The organism is Collinsella aerofaciens, from assembly GCF_040926185.1.
GTDB classification, from domain to species: domain Bacteria; phylum Actinomycetota; class Coriobacteriia; order Coriobacteriales; family Coriobacteriaceae; genus Collinsella; species Collinsella aerofaciens_BC.
This window is the reverse complement of sequence record NZ_JBCOIQ010000008.1, coordinates 40674-56978: the sequence shown is the minus strand read 5'-3', so window position 1 is coordinate 56978 and position 16305 is coordinate 40674. Positions and strand designations below refer to the sequence as shown.

The window sequence follows — 16305 nt, the reverse complement described above, 5'->3', positions numbered from 1 at the left end:
CGTCCGCCGCCCATGCAGACGACGGCTCATGCTTTCATATGGCACTAGGCCAGAAAGGGCCCCGGGTGTTGCCCCGGGGCCCTTCTCAATTACTCCTCGGTGCTCTCGGCCGTATCGGCCGTAGCATCCTCGGGCGCCGCTTCGGGCTCCGGTGCGGGGCGCTTCTCGCCACCGTAGGTCACCGTCACCATCGCGGAACACAGGATGCGATCCGCCATGCGGTAGCCCTTCTGGTACACGTCGTTGACGGTCTCGTCGTACTGCGATGCGTCCTCGACGCGACCCACAGCCTGATGCTCGAGCGGATCGAACGCCTCGCCCTTGGGGTTGATGGGCTCAACACCCTCGTGCGCAAACACATCGAGCAGCTTGGCATGCACCGCGTCGACGCCGTCGACGAACTGCTTAAAGTCGTCGGCAAGCTCCTGGCTGCGGGCATGGTCGATCGCACGCTCGATATCGTCGACCACCGGCAGCAGCGCGGTGACGAGCTTCTCGGTCGCGCGCTCGCGCTCGGCGATGCGCTCATTGGCGGTGCGGCGACGGAAGTTCTCCCAGTCGGCCTGCAGACGGGCGGTGCGCTCGGTGGCGTCCTTTGCCTTGTCCTCGGCGGCCTTCTGAGCCTCTGCCGCAGCATCGAGCTCGTTGCGCACGTCGGCAAGCTCTTTCTGAGCCTGCTCGAACTTGAGCTTAAAGTCGTTGTCGGCGGCTTCCTCACCGGCGCGGATAGCGGCTTCCACCATCTCGTCCTCGGTCATCGTCGCCTCCTTGTTGGAATCCTCTACCTGGTTCTCGGCAGCCTCGGCGGCCGCGGCCTCGTTGGCCTCGGTATCGTCGACGGCCTCTACGGGAATCTTCACGTCCTTCTCCTCAGAGTCAACGGGGGCGGTGCCAGCGGCAGCCGCCTCCGTGCGAGCTTTACGGGCGGACATGATTACTTGTCCTCGTCGTCCACAACCTCGTAGTCGGCGTCGACGACGTCATCGTCGGCAGACTGGGCACCGGCGGCACCGTCGGTCTGCTGCTGGGCGTCGGCGTAGACAACCTGAGCCAGCTCGTAGGCCACGGACTGCAGGGACTCGCCAGCGGCCTTGATGGCCTCGACGTCAGAGCCCTCGAGCGCCTTCTTGGCGTCGGCGATAGCGGCCTCGGCCTTGGACTTCACGTCGGCGGAAACCTTGTCGCCCAGCTCGTTGAGGGTCTGCTCGGTGGAGTAGCACAGGCTGTCGGTCTGGTTGCGGACCTCGACCTCCTCCTTCTGCTTCTTATCCTCCTCGGCATGAGCCTCGGCGTCCTTGACCATGCGATCGACTTCGTCGTCGGACAGAGCGGTGGAGCCAGAGATGGTGATCTGCTGCTCCTTGCCGGTGCCCTTGTCCTTAGCGGAGACCTTGACGATGCCGTTGGCATCGATGTCGAAGGTGACCTCGATCTGCGGCACGCCGCGGCGGGCAGCCGGGATACCGGTCAGCTGGAACTTACCGAGCGACTTGTTGTCGCGGGCAAGCTCGCGCTCGCCCTGGAGCACGTTGATCTCGACGCTGGTCTGGTTGTCGGCAGCGGTGGAGTAGACCTCGGTCTTGGAGGTCGGGATCGTGGTGTTGCGGTCGATCATCTTGGTCATGATGCCGCCCATGGTCTCGACGCCCAGCGACAGCGGGGTCACGTCGAGCAGCAGGATGCCCTCGACGTCACCGGTGAGCACGCCGCCCTGAACGGCAGCGCCGTCGGCAACGACCTCGTCGGGGTTCACGGACATGTTGGGCTGCTTGCCGGTCATGGTCTTGACCAGGTCCTGGACGGCGGGCATACGGGTGGAGCCGCCGACGAGGATGACCTCGGTCAGATCGGAAAGCTTGAGCTTAGCGTCGCGCAGGGCGTTGGTGACAGGCTGCTTGCAGCGCTCGAGCAGGTCGCGGGTGATCTTCTCGAACTCAGCGCGGGTCAGCGTGTAGTTGAGGTGCAGCGGGCCGGACTGGTTCATGGTGATGAACGGGAGGTTGATGGTGGACTGCTGGGCGGCGGAGAGCTCCTTCTTGGCGTTCTCGGCGGCCTCCTTCAGACGCTGCAGGGCCATGGGGTCCTGACGCAGGTCGACGCCGTTCTCCTGCTGGAACTTGTCGGCCATCCAGTCGATGACGCGCTGATCCCAGTCGTCGCCGCCCAGGTGGTTGTCGCCCGAGGTGGACAGAACCTCAAACACGCCGTCGGCGAGATCGAGGATAGAGACGTCAAAGGTGCCGCCGCCCAGGTCGAAGACCAGGATGCGCTGGTCGGTGCCCTGCTTGTCCAGGCCATAGGCCAGAGCAGCAGCGGTCGGCTCGTTGACGATACGCTTGACGTTGAGGCCAGCGATCTTACCGGCGTCCTTGGTGGCCTGACGCTGGGCGTCGTTGAAGTAGGCCGGGACGGTGATGACGGCGTCGGTGACGGTCTCGCCCAGATACTTCTCGGCGTCAGCCTTCATCTTGGCGAGCGTCATGGCGCTCACCTGCTCGGCGGTGTAATCCTTGCCCTCGATATCGACGACGGCACGGCCACCCTGGCCCTCCTTGACCTCATACGGCACGGTCTTGATCTCGGAGGTGCACTCGGAGTACTTGCGGCCCATGAAGCGCTTGATGGAGAACACGGTGTTCTTGGGGTTGGTGACAGCCTGGTTCTTAGCGGCCTTACCCACGACGCGGTCGCCGTCGGCACGGAAGCCCACGACGGACGGGGTGGTGCGGTCGCCCTCGGCGTTCACGATAATGGTCGGAGAACCGCCCTCGAGAACGGCCATAGCGGAGTTAGTAGTACCAAGGTCGATACCAAGAATCTTGCCCATTAGAAATTCCCTCTCTCTTGTGCGTTTGCACCGACTCGGCGGTCTGCCGCGCGGTGTTTCGGCTTGTCTTTCAGGATGTAGTGTATCCCCTTATGGGCCGGAATATACAAAATCTAAGTCAATTCATATAAGATTTCTTATCTCTGAGAGTTTAGGTTCGCAAATGCACAGGTAGACGCATTGTTTGAGTTCTAGGCAAATCTATCGAGATCTATGTAGAGATGACTGAGGTTTGGGTCCGAGGGTGCCTGGGGCTGCCTTGCGGAAAGCTTGTCCCGGTTTGAGCGTGGATTCCGGGTCGCAGTTTCCGCTAGCGGGCCCAACCGGAAACTACGACCCGTTTTTCGGCCAAATAACGGGATGCCCTTTCCGCAGGCGCGCTCAATAGCTCAATATTTCAAGTCACCTTTAGCTAACATTTGCGCAGCTCAACGGCCCCACCTGCGCGTTTTTTAGTAAACCTTGGCATACTCGGCGAACGGTATGAAGATGCCGGTCAGAGGGTATTGCAAACGGTCGCTCCCGTGGTATGTTTTTGCCCGAATCAAACCGGCGCGCATCGCCTGTAGCGTCGGTCAACAGAGAGGAAACTACCATGGCTCATCCCGTAATTGATGCCGACGAGTGCATCGCTTGTGGCGTTTGCGTCGACTCCTGCCCCGCTGGCGTTCTGGAGCTCCAGGACGTCGCTACCGTCGCTGACGAGGACTCCTGCGTCGCCTGTGGCGCTTGCCAGGACGCTTGCCCCGCCGGCGCGATCACCGAGATCGTCGAGGAGTAACAACTCCCCCACTTGCACACTCAAAAGTACACCGTGCACAAAAAAAGGAGGCTTCCGCATCGCCGCGGAGGCCTCCTTTTGCATTCGTCTTTACTAGGACAGGTCGTCCTCGTAGGGCATTAAATCGGCAAGGTAGCCCTTCTCCTTGAGTATGGCCTCGATCTCGTCGAGAGTCTGCTCGTCCTCCGCCGCAATGCGATGGAAGTGATAGCCGCTCGTCACCGTTAGTAGCGGAAAGCTCTTGCCGCTCTCGATATCGTGCAGGTAGCGCTCAACATCGCGACGATTGCGGATGTCCAGGTCGGCCGTGATCTTACCGTACACGCGGTGATTGACGATCACGTTGAGCACGGCGCCTCCGGCGTCGACGATACTCGTAAGCTCATCACCTGCCTGCTCCACGCCGTGGCGAACCTTGACCAAGCGCGTGGGCACAGCGGGGCTGCTGGGGGCCTCCTGCAGCACGTAGCCGCGATTGGTCGCCACGATATCGTGCCCATCGGCGCGCAGCAGGGCGATGTCTTGCACGACAATCTGGCGGCTCACACCCACCTCACGAGCAAGTGCGCTGCCGGAGACGGGGCCCTTGGCTCGCTCGAGCACGCCCATGATGGCACGGCGACGCTCGCGGGCGTCCATTATTTACCGTCCAGCAGACGCAGGTGCTTAAGCGAGAGGTCGAGAATCGGCGCAGAGTGCGTCAGGGCGCCCGAGCTAATATAGTCGACACCCAGATCGGCCAGGGCGCGAATGTTGTCGGCGTCCACGTTGCCCGAACACTCGGTCTTGGCACGACCGGCGATAAGCTCGATAGCGGCCGCCATGTCGTCGTGGGTCATATTGTCGAGCATGATAATGTCGGCACCGGCTTCCACGGCCTCGCGCACCATGTCCAGGTTCTCGCACTCGATCTCGACCGTCGCAGTAAACGATGCATGGGCGCGCGCCATCTCGATTGCACGCGTCACGCCGCCGGCGGCATCGATGTGGTTGTCCTTGAGCATGACGGCCGTCGACAGGTTGTAACGGTGGTTGCTGCCGCCGCCAATCTCGACCGCGGCCTTCTCAAAGACGCGCATGCCCGGCGTGGTCTTGCGCGTATCGACGAGCACGGTCTTGGTGCCCTCGAGCGCCGCGGCCATCTGGTGCGTATAGGTAGCGATACCGCTCATGCGCTGCAGGTAGTTGAGTGCCACGCGCTCGCCCGAAAGCAGCACGCGCGCGTCGCCGCGCACCTGACCCACATGGTCGCCGGCGTGCACCTCGTCGCCATCGGCAACGTCGAGCAGCACCGAGCTCTGCGAATCCAGCAGTTCAAAGGTGCGGGCAAACACATCCAAGCCGGCGATGATGCCGTCGGCCTTGGCGATAAGCTCCACCGTGGCGGGACGCGCCGTGGGGCACACGCTCGCCGTGCTCACGTCCTCAAACGTAATGTCCTCGCGCAGAGCCTGCAGAATCAGATCATCGACGACGAGCTTCATGGTAATGGGATTCATGGTCTACTCCTCCACGGCCTGCGTGCCGGCGGCACGGGCCAAATCATCGATTGCAAGGGTGTCGGCGCTCAAGGCGCGGTGACGCCCGTCGAGCGCGGGCTCGCCCGCCTGCTCCACGGCCAGCGACTCGCCGGTACGCATGTACCACGCGGCGCGACGACCCCAGACCAGCGCCTCGAGCAGGCTGTTTGATGCAAGGCGATTCTTGCCGTGAACGCCGTTGCAGGCCGTCTCGCCCGCGGCGTAGAGCTCGGGCATCGAGGTGTGGCCGTCCTTGTCGACCCACACGCCGCCCATAAAGTAGTGCTGCGTGGGCGTAACGGGAATGGGCTCGTCCAAGATGTCGCGGCCGTCCTCCAGGCAGCGCGCGCGGATATTGGCAAAGTGCCCGGTCACCACGTCGCGCTCGACGGGGGCAAAGCTCAGCCACTCGTGCTCGGTGTCATCCTGCTTCATCTGCTCGCGGATGGCGGCGGCGACAACGTCGCGCGGCTGCAACTCGTCGGTAAAACGCTCGCCGGCGGCGTTGAGCAAAATCGCGCCCTCGCCGCGGCAGCTCTCGCTGATCAGGAAGGTGCGACCCGGCTGCGGCGAGAACAGACCCGTGGGATGGATCTGCACGTAGTCCAGGTGCTCCATCTTAATGCCATGCTCCTGAGCGATGTAGCAGGCGTCGCCCGTGAGCTGCGGGTAGTTGGTCGAATGGTCGTATACGCCGCCGATGCCGCCCGTTGCCCACAGCGTGTGGCGGGCATGGATCTTAAACGGCTCGCCGGCATGCGCGCCCTCGGCGGCATTTACCAGCTCGTCGGCGGGACGAACCGAGTTGTTCTCGTCCACGGGAACGGCGACGATACCGGTGCACACCGTGGCGCCGTCACGCTCGCCCGTCAGGATGTCGGTCATGGCCACGTACTCCAAAATCTGCACGTTGTCCAGCTTGCGGACAGCCTGAAGCAGCTTGGTCGTAATCTCCTTGCCGGTGATATCGGCATGGAAGGCAATGCGCGGACGGCTGTGTGCGCCCTCGCGGGTAAAATTGAGGCTGCCGTCGGCCTTGCGCTCAAAGTCCACGCCCATCGCCAGCAGGTCGTTGATGACCGAGCGGCTCGAGCGAATCATGATGTCGACGCTCTCGCGGCGGTTCTCGTAGTGGCCGGCGTGCATGGTGTCCTCAAAGAAGGCATCGTAGTCCGAGCCTTCGGGCAGCACGCAGATGCCGCCCTGCGCGAGCATCGAATCGCACTCGTCGACAGCGCCCTTGGAGAGCATGATCACGCGCGTGCTCGTCGGCAGGTTGAGAACCGCGTACAAGCCCGCTACGCCGCAGCCGGCAATAACGACGTCGCACTCCATGTCGGGGTATTGTTTGGTTTCCACAGGAATCCTCTCCCTTGTAATGTGGCATAAGGGACTGCCCCTCATGTCACATCGTTCTAACGCGCCGCGTACTCGAGCATGCGGTCGAGCGTGAGTTTGGCCTGGTCGGCAGCCTCGTCCGAGACGCCGATCTGCACCTCGCCCTCACCCGTCTCCAGGCAGCGCACGAGCTTCTCGAGCGTGATGAGATCCATGTTGACGCAGATGGGCTGCACCGCGGGGAAGTAGAACTTCTTGCCGGTGCCCTGGCAGCGGCGCTCGAGCTCGTAGAGCACGCCGCGGACCGTCACGATAATGAACTCGCTCGCGTCGGACTCCTCGGCATACTTGATGATGCCGGCGGTGGAGCCGATGTAGTCGGCCTCGGCCAGAACGTCGGCCTTGCACTCGGGGTGCGCCAGCACGAGCGCGTCGGGGTGGGCCTCCGTCGCGTCGACGATCTGCTCGACGGTGATGATGTGATGGCGCGGGCAGTAGCCGTTGTTGAGGATGACGTGCTTTTGCGGCACCTGCTCGGCTACGAAGCGTCCCAGGTTTTGGTCGGGAATGAACAGGATATGCTGCTGCGGCAGTTCGGACACGATCTTAACGGCGTTGGAGCTGGTGACGCACACGTCGCTCCAGCTCTTGATCTCGACCGTGGAGTTGACGTAGCACACCACGGCCAGGTCGTCGCCGTACTCGGCGCGCGCCGCGTCGACCGTCTCGCGCTTGACCATGTGCGCCATGGGACAGTCCGCGCCCGGCTCGGGCAGCAGCACGGTCTTAGTGGGATTGAGCAGCTTGGCGCTCTCGCCCATAAACTCCACGCCGCACAGCACGATGGTCTGCTGCGGCAGGCTTTTGGCGAGCTTTGCCAGGTAGAAGCTGTCGCCGACGTAATCGGCAACGGCTTGGACCTCAGGCGCCACGTAATAGTGCGCCAGGATTACCGCGTCACGTTGGGTTTTTAGTTGATGAATGGCCTCGACGAGCTCTGCGGGCACCAGCGCCGCACGCTCCGTTGCCGTCGTTGCCGATGCCAGGCCGGCCGCGATATCGCGTGCAAGCTCCGACGCATCCATGTTCGCGCTCTGTGCCATCAAGGCCCCTCTCTTTTGGCGAATCTTGGGGCTTTAGTATGACACCTAGGTTTACAGCTGACAAGACAGCTGTAAACCTAGGTGTAAAGTTGAAATAAAGATTCAATCATGTGGCAAGTCCATTTTCGAACTGGCAAGCTGAGGATAGCCGGGCTTTCGATAGCGCAGGAGGCATCTTTCGCCACCGCAACACCGCTTGGCGCGAGCTGCACGCCGTGGGGCGCAAACGGTCCGCACCCCCGCAAGCGGCGCGTGCCCGATGTGGCAAAATCGAACTACTTAAGGGGGCCGAATGCTCAAGATTATTGCCTGCGACGATGATGTCGCTTTTCTAGATAGACTGCACCGGATGATCGACCGTTGGTCGACCGAGACGGGCACGGCGGTCGATGTTGCGCTCGTCACGCGCGGCGAGGACCTGCTGGCCCGCCATGCCGCATCGCGCGCCGACATCATCTTGCTCGATATGATCATGCCGCTCGTCAACGGCATGGACACCGCACGCGAACTGCGCCAGGCCGACACCGCCGTGCGCCTGGTGTTCCTCACCTCGTCGCCCGAGTTCGCGCTGGAATCCTACGAGGTCCGCGCCTTCGACTACCTGCTCAAGCCCGTGACTTACGAACGCCTGGCGCAGTTACTCGACGAGCTTTCGAGCATGCGCCCGGCGGCAACCGACGAGCTCGTGATCAAAACTTCCTTTGGCTACCACGCCCTGCGCCTGTCCGACATCGAATATGCCGAGGCGCGCAACAAGCACGTGGTCTTCCACCTGCGCGACGGACGCGATATCGAGGCACTCGAGTCGTTCCGCAGCGTCGAGGACCGTTTGGCGCAAAATGCCACCTTCTTTAAATGCCACCGTAGCTACCAGGTCAACTTGCGCAACATCGACCACTTCGATCGCACGGACATCGTCATGCGCTCCGGCGCGTGCATTCCGCTGTCGCGCAGCAGCAAGCAGGGGTTCCAAGACGCCTACTTTGCGGTGCGCTTCGAAGGCGGGCGGCGCTGATGGTCTCCTCGGTCGAAATGATCCTTTGGGCAATCCACCACGCCACGACATTGCTCTTTGGCGTCTTTGCCTCGGCGGCGCTGTGCGGTGTCGAGATCAACCGGCGTCATGCGCTTGAACTGGTGCTGGTCGGTGCCGTAACCGGATGCGCATTTGGCCTCGCCAATGCCGTCGGCGGCGAGCTTTTCGCCCGCCAGGTATATCCGCTCGTCGTGCATCTGCCGCTCGTCATCTATTTGTGCGCGCGCTACCGCCTGAGCCCGCTGCTTGCCGTGCTCGGCATTACGAGTGCCTATCTGAGCTGCCAGTTCAGCAATTGGATGGGCATCGCCGCATTTGCCGCAACCGATTCTCAGATCGCGTACTACCTGGCGCGCATCGCGACCACACTCGCCGTCTTTGCCGTCCTGTTGCATTGGGCCGGCGACATCGGTCCACGCTTGGCGATTAAAAGCACCACCGAGCTGGGCATCCTTTTAATCCTGCCGCTCGTCTATTACGTCTTTGACTATGCCACCAACGTCTACACCACGCTGTTCCACTCGGGCTCGGTGGTGACGGTTGAGTTTTTGGCCTTTGCGCTCTGTGCCTTCTACCTTATGTTTCTTGCCGTTTACCTGCGCGAATACGAAGAAAAGGAAACCGCCGAGCGAGAGCGCTGGATGCTCGAAACCCGCGACAGCGCCGCCATCAAAGAGCTCGAGGCCTGGCGCCAATCTGGACGCGAGCTGTCGATCCTTCGCCACGACATGCGGCACTTTTTGCGCGGTCTGGCCATTCTTGTTGAGGAAGGGCACATCGACGAGGCGCTCGATCGCATCGATGAGCTCTGCGAGGCCAACGACCGCACCGCCGTGCGCCGTTACTGCGCCAACGAGACCGTCAACATCGTGCTTTCGTCATTTAGTTCGGATATCAACAAGCACGGCATCACCGCCGACCTGCGTGCCGCCGTGCCCGAAACCGTTCACGTGGGCGATGCCGACCTGTTCAGTGTGCTTTCGAACGCCCTGGAAAACGCCATCATCGCTGCAAGCGCCGCCCCCGAAGGCAAACGCTTTGTCGACCTTGACCTGCGGCTTGAGGACGGCCAGCTGCTGCTTTTGGTTTCCAACACGTTTGGACGCGCGCCGCGCATGGTCGACGGCATGCCCGTGACCCAACACGCCGGCCACGGTTTTGGCACCAAGAGCATTAAGCTTGCCGTGGAGCGCATGAGCGGCAACTGCCAGTTCCGCATTAACGGCGACCGATTTGAGCTGCGCGCTGTGATGTAGGGGCGCGACACTGGACTCGTGGCGCGACTCAACCGCCCGGGTCGCCTTGCCGGCGCAAGCCCGCTACAGCGGCGCGGCCGCCGGGGTCAGCTGCTTAATGTAGGCCCACATGCGCTGCTTGGCCGCCTTGTCGGTGAGTGCCGCCTCAAAGCCGTCGAGCGCGAGTACGCGACGTCCCTGCACGTGGGCGACCAGGCCGGGCTTGAGCATGGCGGTGTCAAAGTCGTCGATCGCCACGAGCATGTCGGCGTAGGTTTCGCGCATGACATCGGCCGCGCTGTTGTCCAGCAGCAGCACTGCCTCGGGGTCCAGGGCCTCCAGCGCCTCGCGGAACAGGTCGCACGGCAGGGCCTCGCCCACCGCGACCGTCCCATTGCCCGCGCCGGAAACGCTTGCCAGCGCGCAGAAATCCTCGGGCGCATAACCGATGGCCCCGAGCGCCTTGCGCAGCGCGGCGCCATCCGGGCCGGCGGCAAGCTCGCCGCCTGAGCGCTCGGCCTCATCCAAATCGCCTTTTACCAGCACAATCGGCGAGCACGCGTTGCCTGCGATGCGCACGCCACGACCCGCAAGCGATGCGAGCTCCTGCTCGGCCGCCTGGGCGATGGCTTCTTTTTTCTGGCTTTGTGACATAGGTATGCGCTCTCCAATCGTTTGCGTGCCCACCATTATTTGACACTCCCCATGGCTAAAGCCAGGGGATTCTTGCTTCACCGAGAATTGCCTAGACTGCGCATGCAGCCGTAGGTCTTACGCCCTCTCCACAAGCGTTTGCGGCGTCTGCCGCGGTTCCCGCATGCCCTGCGGCACCTTCCAGGATTCTCCTTCCCTCGCGGGCGATGTTGACGGCGGCGTTCAGGTCGCGGTCGTGACGCATGCCGCACGCGGGGCAGTCCCATACCCGTTCGGCCAGCGTCAGTCCCCTGTAGACGTAACCGCATGCGGAACACGTCTTGCTGGACGGATAGAACCTGCCCACCCTTACGAAGCCGCGCCCCGACCATGCGCATTTGTACTCGAGCTGGCGCGCCAGCTCCGACATGGCGGCATCGCCCACGGCCTTGGCGAGGCGGCGGTTCCTCTGCATGCCCCTGACGTTCAGGTCCTCGACCGCGATGTTTTGGCTTTCTCCCACCGCATGCGTCGTGAACTTGTGCAGGGCGTCCTTCCGCCGGTTGGCAACCTTCTCGTGCGCCCGCGCGACCCTGACACGCTGCCTGGCGCGATTTGCGGAGCCCTTCCGCTTGCGCGAGAGCCGCCGCTGCTCCCGCGCCAGCCTCCTCTCGCTCCTTTGCAGGTTTTTGGGGTTGGGCAGGCGCTCCCCCGTGGAGCAGGTGGCTATGTCGTGTATTCCCGCATCGACTCCCAGGAACACGACGGTCGGGGCCGGCGCGTCCGTGGCGGGGACGTCCGCGCAGCATATCGCCACGTAGTACTTGCCGCTCGGCACCTGCTTGACCGTCGCGGACAGGACGCGCCCCTCCACGGGACGGCTCACCCGCGCCCTGACGGTCCCCAGCTTTGGCAGCCTCACGTGCCTGGCGTCGATTATCCCGACGCCGTTCGTGCGGTAGCTCTTCCTCCCCGCGCGTTTGGACTTGAACTTCGGAAAGCCCACCTTGCCTGGTGCGCGGAAGAAGTTCTTAAATGCCTTGTCCAGGTCGCGCAGGGACTGCTGCAGTGCCATGGAGTCCACCTCGGAGAGCCACGGCGCGTCCGCCCTCTTCCAGGCGGGGATCTGGGTGATGTAGGAGTTGATGTGCCTCGATTTGCCCGTCCACGCGTACTCGTCCCGCCTCATCGCCAGCACCCTGTTGTAGACCCAGCGGCAGCAGCCGAAGGTCTTCTGCAGGAGGGCCTCCTGCTCGGCGCTCGGGTATATGCGGTACTCGAAGGTCTTGTCCATGGCCCTCACGCGTTCCTCTGGTCCTCGATATACTGCCTGACGGCCTCGGGCGTCGCCCCGCCGACGGTCGAGACGAAGTAGCTGTTCGTCCAGAGCGTCGGCAGCTTGCGCTTCAGCTGCGGGAACTCGGCGCGCAGGTCGTGGCTGGTCCTGCCCTTGATGCGCTTCACGGCCCGGTGGATGCCGAACTGGGGGTCGACTGAGACGAGCATGTGCACGCGGTCGGGCATGACCTTGATTTCCCTTATCTCGAAATCGAGTTCCTCCGCGACCTCGTGCGCGATCTCCTCGAAGCGGGAGCCGATGCCGTCCACGAGCACCTTCCTGCGGTATTTCGGGCAGAAGACCACATGGTAGTCGCAGTCCCAGACTATGTTGTCGTTGCTCCTGTATCTATCCATGAAAACAGTATACCACTTGCAGCCGTATATGTATATCGGCTGACGCCGATGCGCCTTATATCCCCATATCTGAAGAAAGGGGTTTTGCGGCGCTTTTGATAAAAGAGCCGCCCGCGAGTGGTTGCTTTGCGGGCCGCTGGGTATAAGCACGGTCGTACTGAGTTTTACGCGGCCGAGCCGCGTCGCATTATGGAGGTCACCATGGCTGACATTAAGCAGATTACCCCCGAGAACTTCGATTCCATCGTTAACGACAGCCTGCCCGTGCTGGTTGATTTTTGGGCTCCGTGGTGTGGGCCGTGTCGTTCACTCTCGCCCATCGTGGACGAGGTCGCCGACGAGCTGGCCGGCAAGCTGGCCGTGGCCAAGTGCAACGTCGATGACAACCAGGACCTGGCCATGAAGTTTGGCGTCATGAGCATCCCCACGCTGATCGTCTTTAAGAACGGCGAAGAGGTTGACCGCTCGGTCGGCGCGCTACCCAAGGCGAGGCTTCAGGCGCTGCTGGAGAAGCATCTGTAATACGCTTGTTACGTATCTGCCGTCCATGAGCGGTTTTGCACCGCTCGCCGGAGTGCCGGGTGCAGGGCGCGCGACCACGGATAGTATGGTAGACACAAACAGCCCCCAGTGAACGGGTGCGGGTCAGACGGACTCGCACCCGTTTTCTTATGCGGCGGCGCCCGGGGCGGGCGTAGTAGAATCTGAACCACTGGATTGCCCCGTACAAAAGGAGATTCCCATGCATGACGTTGGAATGAACATGAGCCAGCTTGCCATGAGCGTCAAGCAGGTCGACGACACCATCGAGCTCGCCCACGAGTGGAGCCATCAGCTGCTGCATGCGACCGAGAACTTTGACATGGAGCGTATTGGCGCCAAGCTCGAGGCCGCCATGGCTGCGCTGCACGAGGCGCATGACGCGCTCGAGGGCTACGAGGACGCCATCGAGGCCGACCACAACTCCGTCGGCTCCGTGAAGCTGGTGTAGCGTGGCCGAGCACGAGCACGAGCACGGCTGCGACCACAAGCACGAGCATCCGCACGGTCCGGCCGACCAGGCGAGCTGCCGTTGCGCCGGCTCCAGCTCCGAGCTGGTACGCTTTTCGGTCACCGCGCCCGACGACCTGCTGCGCCGCTTTGACGAGCAGATCGCGCGCCGCGGTGACGTGGCCAACCGCTCCGAGGCCGTGCGCGACCTGATTCGCGCCTCGATCGCCAAGGAGCAGATGCGCACGCCCGACGAGCAGGTCATCGGATCGCTCACCATGATCTACGACCACCACACCGGCGATCTGACACGCCGCCTGGACGAGGTGCAGCACGACTACACCGACGAGATCGTCTCGACCCTGCACGTGCATCTGGACCACCACAACTGTCTGGAGATTCTGGCGCTTAAGGGCCGCGGCGAGCGCGTCTACGAGCTGGCCGACCGTCTGCTGGGACTGCGTGGCGTTAAGCACGGCGAGCTCACGTGTGCCGCCACCGGACAAAGCCTAGGACTGTAGCGGGATTTCCCGCAGCGCACCTGCCAAAAAGGGACAGGTTTATTTTGGCAGGTTTAGATGTTTTACCTACCAAAATAAACCTGTCCCTTTTTGGTCGGTTTTGATGAGGGAGAGCCGCATGCGGCATGTGCATATTCATGTGACGGGCATTGTACAGGGCGTTGGCATGCGGCCGTTTGTGTATCGCGAGGCCATGGCGCATGGCATCTGCGGCTGGGTGCTCAACGCAGGCGACGGCGTGCATGTCGAGGCGCATGCCTCGGGTGCGGCCGTCGACGGCTTTGTCGCCGCGCTGTCGGAGCACGCACCCGCGGCTGCCCGCGTGGAGCGCGTCGACGTTGCGGATTTGGAGCCCGGCACTTGGGATGCTGCCAATGAACAGGGCTTTCGCATTGTGGCGTCACAGGACCAGACTGCGCATACGACGCTCGTCTCGCCCGATATCGCCACCTGCGACGACTGCCTGCGCGAACTGTTCGACCCCGCCGACCGACGCTATCACTACCCCTTTATCAACTGCACCAACTGCGGCCCGCGCTTTACCATCATCCGCTCGCTGCCTTATGACCGAGCGGCCACCTCTATGGATCGCTTTCCCATGTGCCCCGAATGCGCCGCGGAGTATGCCGACCCACTTGACCGGCGCTTTCATGCGCAGCCCGATGCCTGCTTTGACTGCGGGCCGCATATTACCTGGCGCGAGGCGGCAGGCGGCATGGTGCTCGAGAGCTCAGAGGCGACGCCGGCTGTCGGCGACACGCGCGAGTCTAGCGACGCTATTATCGAGCGCTGTGTCGAGCTGCTCGAGGCCGGCGGCATTGTTGCCATCAAGGGCCTGGGCGGATTCCATCTGGCTTGCGACGCCGCCAACGAGCAAGCAGTAGTCGAGCTGCGCCGTCACAAGCGCCGCAGCAACAAGCCGCTTGCCGTTATGGTACGCGACCTTACCGATGCCGAGCGCCTGTGCCGTGTCAACGACGCCGAGCGCGACTTGCTGGCCGGCAGCATCCGCCCCATCGTGCTGCTGCGCCGGCGTGGTGTTGGCATGGGAGATTCCTTCGATGCTCTCGCACTTGCGCCGTCCGTTGCGCACGATCTGCCCGAGCTCGGCGTCATGCTCCCCTATACCCCGCTTCAGCATCTGCTGCTTGCCGCGGCAGAAACGCATGGCATGCACGCGCTGGTTATGACCAGCGGAAACTTGAGCGAAGAGCCCATCGAGACCGATGACGATCTTGCCTGGGAGCATCTCGTTGCCGCCGGCATCGCCGACGCGCTGCTCGGCAATGACCGCGCGATCCTCTCGCGCTACGACGACTCCGTGGTACGTGTGGTCGACGGGGTCGTTATGCCCGTGCGCCGCGCTCGCGGGTACGCCCCGCAGCCGTTGCCGCTGCCGGCACTCGCCAGCGCCGCGCCCTGTGTGCTCGCCTGCGGCCCGCAGCAAAAGGCCACGATCGCACTCACGCGCGAAGACGCGAATGGAACGTCGGCCTGTTTTGTGTCGCAGCATATCGGCGATGTCGAAAACGGTGCGACTTTCGATGCGTGGAATGCGGCACGCACGCGACTGGAAGACCTTTTTGACCTAGCGCCCGCCGCGCTGGCCTGCGACTTGCACCCCAGCTACCTATCGAGTCAGTGGGCACGCGAACAGGCGCGCGAGCACAATCTGCCGCTTATCGAAGTCCAGCACCATCATGCGCATATCGCGAGCGTGATGGCTGAGGCTATCGCCACAGGACAGCTTGCACCCAATGCGCGCGTACTTGGCATCGCCTTCGATGGAACGGGCGCTGGCACCGACGGAACCATTTGGGGCGGTGAGTTTCTTGTCGCCGGCCTCGCCGATTTTGAGCGCACCGCGCACCTGCGTACCTGGGCACTCCCCGGTGGCGCCGCATCTGTGCGCGACGCCCGACGCAACGCCTTTGCCCTGCTGAGCGAGCTCGATCTACTCGAACATCCGGGTGCCGCGGGACTCCTGGGCGGCCTCGATGAGCAGACGCGCAGTATCACGACCACGATGATCAAGCGGAACATCAACAGCCCGCGAACGAGCAGTATGGGCCGTCTGTTTGACGCCGCGGCGGCGATCTTGGACATCTGCGGCACTGCAACCTACGAGGGCGAACCCGCCATTGAGCTCGAAGCCGCCGCTTGGTACGCGCTCGGCAGCAGAACCGTCCGCCCCATCGACTATCAGTCAGGCATACCCACGTCTGTCGACGACTCCACCATCTTGGATTCCCAACCGCTCATCGAAGCACTTTTGGAGGGTATTGAAGCCGGCGTATCGCCCGATAGGCTCGCGCTCGGCTTCCATATCGTCATTGCACGCGCATCGGCACGTATCGCAAGCGAAATCTGCGCTCGCGAAGGCATCGACATCGTCGCACTCTCGGGCGGCGTGTTCATGAACCGACTTTTGCTTCGGCTCCTCACGCGCGAGCTCAAAGACGCCGGTCTTGCCGTCTTGGTTCCCCACACCGTGCCCGTCAACGACGGCTGCATCGCCTACGGCCAGGCGGCGGTCGCCCGCGCTCGCCTCACGCAGGTCATACCGCAGTAGGCAGTTTGGCTAGCCCATGCGCCGCCGTCTCACAGGTGTAACGCGTTTGCCCGC

General features: G+C 62.9%; 16 protein-coding genes. 7 read left to right on the top strand and 9 right to left on the bottom strand.

Features of this window, described 5'->3' with window-relative positions; translation table 11 throughout:
- Positions 1–89: 89 nt before the first annotated feature.
- Both AB5750_RS05215 and dnaK read right to left on the bottom strand, forming a co-directional pair.
- Positions 90–932, bottom strand: a complete 843-nt coding sequence (locus AB5750_RS05215) for a nucleotide exchange factor GrpE (protein WP_368154935.1) — start codon at positions 930–932, stop codon at positions 90–92.
- Between the two features lie 2 nt (positions 933–934).
- On the bottom strand, positions 935–2827 hold the full coding sequence (gene dnaK / locus AB5750_RS05210) for a molecular chaperone DnaK (protein ID WP_368145638.1): 1893 nt from the start codon (positions 2825–2827) through the stop codon (positions 935–937).
- A 529-nt stretch (positions 2828–3356) separates the two neighbouring features.
- Between dnaK and AB5750_RS05205 the strand changes: the two genes are divergently transcribed.
- Complete coding sequence (locus AB5750_RS05205) at positions 3357–3608, top strand: ferredoxin family protein (protein WP_158564522.1); 252 nt, start codon at positions 3357–3359, stop codon at positions 3606–3608.
- A 93-nt stretch (positions 3609–3701) separates the two neighbouring features.
- On the opposite strand, the gene AB5750_RS05200 is transcribed toward AB5750_RS05205, so the two are convergent.
- From AB5750_RS05200 to nadA, 4 genes are read right to left on the bottom strand one after another with little or no spacing between them, the layout of a single operon-like run.
- Complete coding sequence (locus tag AB5750_RS05200) at positions 3702–4247, bottom strand: transcription repressor NadR (RefSeq protein ID WP_368145637.1); 546 nt, start codon at positions 4245–4247, stop codon at positions 3702–3704.
- The gene (gene nadC / locus AB5750_RS05195; protein ID WP_368145636.1) at positions 4247–5107 is read right to left on the bottom strand and encodes a carboxylating nicotinate-nucleotide diphosphorylase; all 861 of its coding nucleotides are present in this window, start codon (positions 5105–5107) and stop codon (positions 4247–4249) included. The genes AB5750_RS05200 and nadC overlap by 1 nt, the downstream gene beginning before the upstream one ends.
- A 3-nt stretch (positions 5108–5110) precedes the next feature.
- Positions 5111–6487, bottom strand: a complete 1377-nt coding sequence (locus AB5750_RS05190) for an FAD-binding protein (RefSeq protein ID WP_368145635.1) — start codon at positions 6485–6487, stop codon at positions 5111–5113.
- Between the two features lie 56 nt (positions 6488–6543).
- The gene (gene nadA / locus AB5750_RS05185) at positions 6544–7569 is read right to left on the bottom strand and encodes a quinolinate synthase NadA (protein ID WP_349090100.1); all 1026 of its coding nucleotides are present in this window, start codon (positions 7567–7569) and stop codon (positions 6544–6546) included.
- 292 nt (positions 7570–7861) lie between these two features.
- On the opposite strand from nadA, the gene AB5750_RS05180 reads away from it, so the two are divergent.
- The gene (locus tag AB5750_RS05180; RefSeq protein ID WP_368145634.1) at positions 7862–8584 is read left to right on the top strand and encodes a LytR/AlgR family response regulator transcription factor; all 723 of its coding nucleotides are present in this window, start codon (positions 7862–7864) and stop codon (positions 8582–8584) included.
- Positions 8584–9861 carry a GHKL domain-containing protein gene (locus AB5750_RS05175; RefSeq protein ID WP_368145633.1) on the top strand — a complete coding sequence of 426 codons (1278 nt, stop codon included), beginning with the start codon at positions 8584–8586 and terminating at the stop codon, positions 9859–9861. Before AB5750_RS05180 ends, AB5750_RS05175 begins: the two co-directional genes overlap by 1 nt.
- Positions 9862–9924: 63 nt before the next feature.
- On the opposite strand, the gene AB5750_RS05170 is transcribed toward AB5750_RS05175, so the two are convergent.
- The 3 genes from AB5750_RS05170 to tnpA form a co-directional block, all read right to left on the bottom strand.
- Positions 9925–10494, bottom strand: coding sequence for a hypothetical protein (locus AB5750_RS05170; protein WP_368145632.1), 570 nt, complete (start codon positions 10492–10494; stop codon positions 9925–9927).
- A 91-nt stretch (positions 10495–10585) separates the two neighbouring features.
- Positions 10586–11767: an RNA-guided endonuclease TnpB family protein gene (locus AB5750_RS05165; protein WP_368145631.1), complete on the bottom strand. Its 1182-nt coding sequence runs from the start codon at positions 11765–11767 to the stop codon at positions 10586–10588.
- Between the two features lie 5 nt (positions 11768–11772).
- The gene (tnpA, locus tag AB5750_RS05160; RefSeq protein WP_195364121.1) at positions 11773–12168 is read right to left on the bottom strand and encodes an IS200/IS605 family transposase; all 396 of its coding nucleotides are present in this window, start codon (positions 12166–12168) and stop codon (positions 11773–11775) included.
- A 201-nt stretch (positions 12169–12369) separates the two neighbouring features.
- Between tnpA and trxA the strand changes: the two genes are divergently transcribed.
- From trxA to hypF, 4 genes are all read left to right on the top strand, one after another.
- Positions 12370–12690, top strand: coding sequence for a thioredoxin (gene trxA / locus AB5750_RS05155; RefSeq protein WP_117776407.1), 321 nt, complete (start codon positions 12370–12372; stop codon positions 12688–12690).
- 220 nt (positions 12691–12910) lie between these two features.
- Positions 12911–13159 (top strand): hypothetical protein, encoded by a 249-nt coding sequence (locus tag AB5750_RS05150; RefSeq protein WP_117746515.1) that lies wholly within the window; start codon positions 12911–12913, stop codon positions 13157–13159.
- 1 nt (position 13160) lies between these two features.
- Positions 13161–13679 carry a nickel-responsive transcriptional regulator NikR gene (nikR, locus tag AB5750_RS05145; RefSeq protein WP_368145630.1) on the top strand — a complete coding sequence of 173 codons (519 nt, stop codon included), beginning with the start codon at positions 13161–13163 and terminating at the stop codon, positions 13677–13679.
- 103 nt (positions 13680–13782) lie between these two features.
- Entirely contained in the window at positions 13783–16251 is a 2469-nt protein-coding gene (hypF, locus tag AB5750_RS05140; RefSeq protein WP_368154933.1) for a carbamoyltransferase HypF, read from the top strand.
- Positions 16252–16305: the final 54 nt, after the last annotated feature.

Bases quoted from the DNA above. Each gene is read 5' to 3' on its own strand.
- nadC (WP_368145636.1), bottom strand. From the start codon at position 5,107: ATGAATCCCATTACCATGAAGCTCGTCGTCGATGATCTGATTCTGCAG.
- AB5750_RS05175 (WP_368145633.1), top strand. From the start codon at position 8,584: ATGGTCTCCTCGGTCGAAATGATCCTTTGGGCAATCCACCACGCCACG.
- trxA (WP_117776407.1), top strand. From the start codon at position 12,370: ATGGCTGACATTAAGCAGATTACCCCCGAGAACTTCGATTCCATCGTT.
- AB5750_RS05170 (WP_368145632.1), bottom strand. From the start codon at position 10,494: ATGTCACAAAGCCAGAAAAAAGAAGCCATCGCCCAGGCGGCCGAGCAG.
- AB5750_RS05205 (WP_158564522.1), top strand. From the start codon at position 3,357: ATGTTTTTGCCCGAATCAAACCGGCGCGCATCGCCTGTAGCGTCGGTC.
- dnaK (WP_368145638.1), bottom strand. From the start codon at position 2,827: ATGGGCAAGATTCTTGGTATCGACCTTGGTACTACTAACTCCGCTATG.
- AB5750_RS05200 (WP_368145637.1), bottom strand. From the start codon at position 4,247: ATGGACGCCCGCGAGCGTCGCCGTGCCATCATGGGCGTGCTCGAGCGA.
- AB5750_RS05215 (WP_368154935.1), bottom strand. From the start codon at position 932: ATGTCCGCCCGTAAAGCTCGCACGGAGGCGGCTGCCGCTGGCACCGCC.
- AB5750_RS05180 (WP_368145634.1), top strand. From the start codon at position 7,862: ATGCTCAAGATTATTGCCTGCGACGATGATGTCGCTTTTCTAGATAGA.
- AB5750_RS05150 (WP_117746515.1), top strand. From the start codon at position 12,911: ATGCATGACGTTGGAATGAACATGAGCCAGCTTGCCATGAGCGTCAAG.
- nadA (WP_349090100.1), bottom strand. From the start codon at position 7,569: ATGGCACAGAGCGCGAACATGGATGCGTCGGAGCTTGCACGCGATATC.
- tnpA (WP_195364121.1), bottom strand. From the start codon at position 12,168: ATGGATAGATACAGGAGCAACGACAACATAGTCTGGGACTGCGACTAC.
- hypF (WP_368154933.1), top strand. From the start codon at position 13,783: ATGAGGGAGAGCCGCATGCGGCATGTGCATATTCATGTGACGGGCATT.
- AB5750_RS05165 (WP_368145631.1), bottom strand. From the start codon at position 11,767: ATGGACAAGACCTTCGAGTACCGCATATACCCGAGCGCCGAGCAGGAG.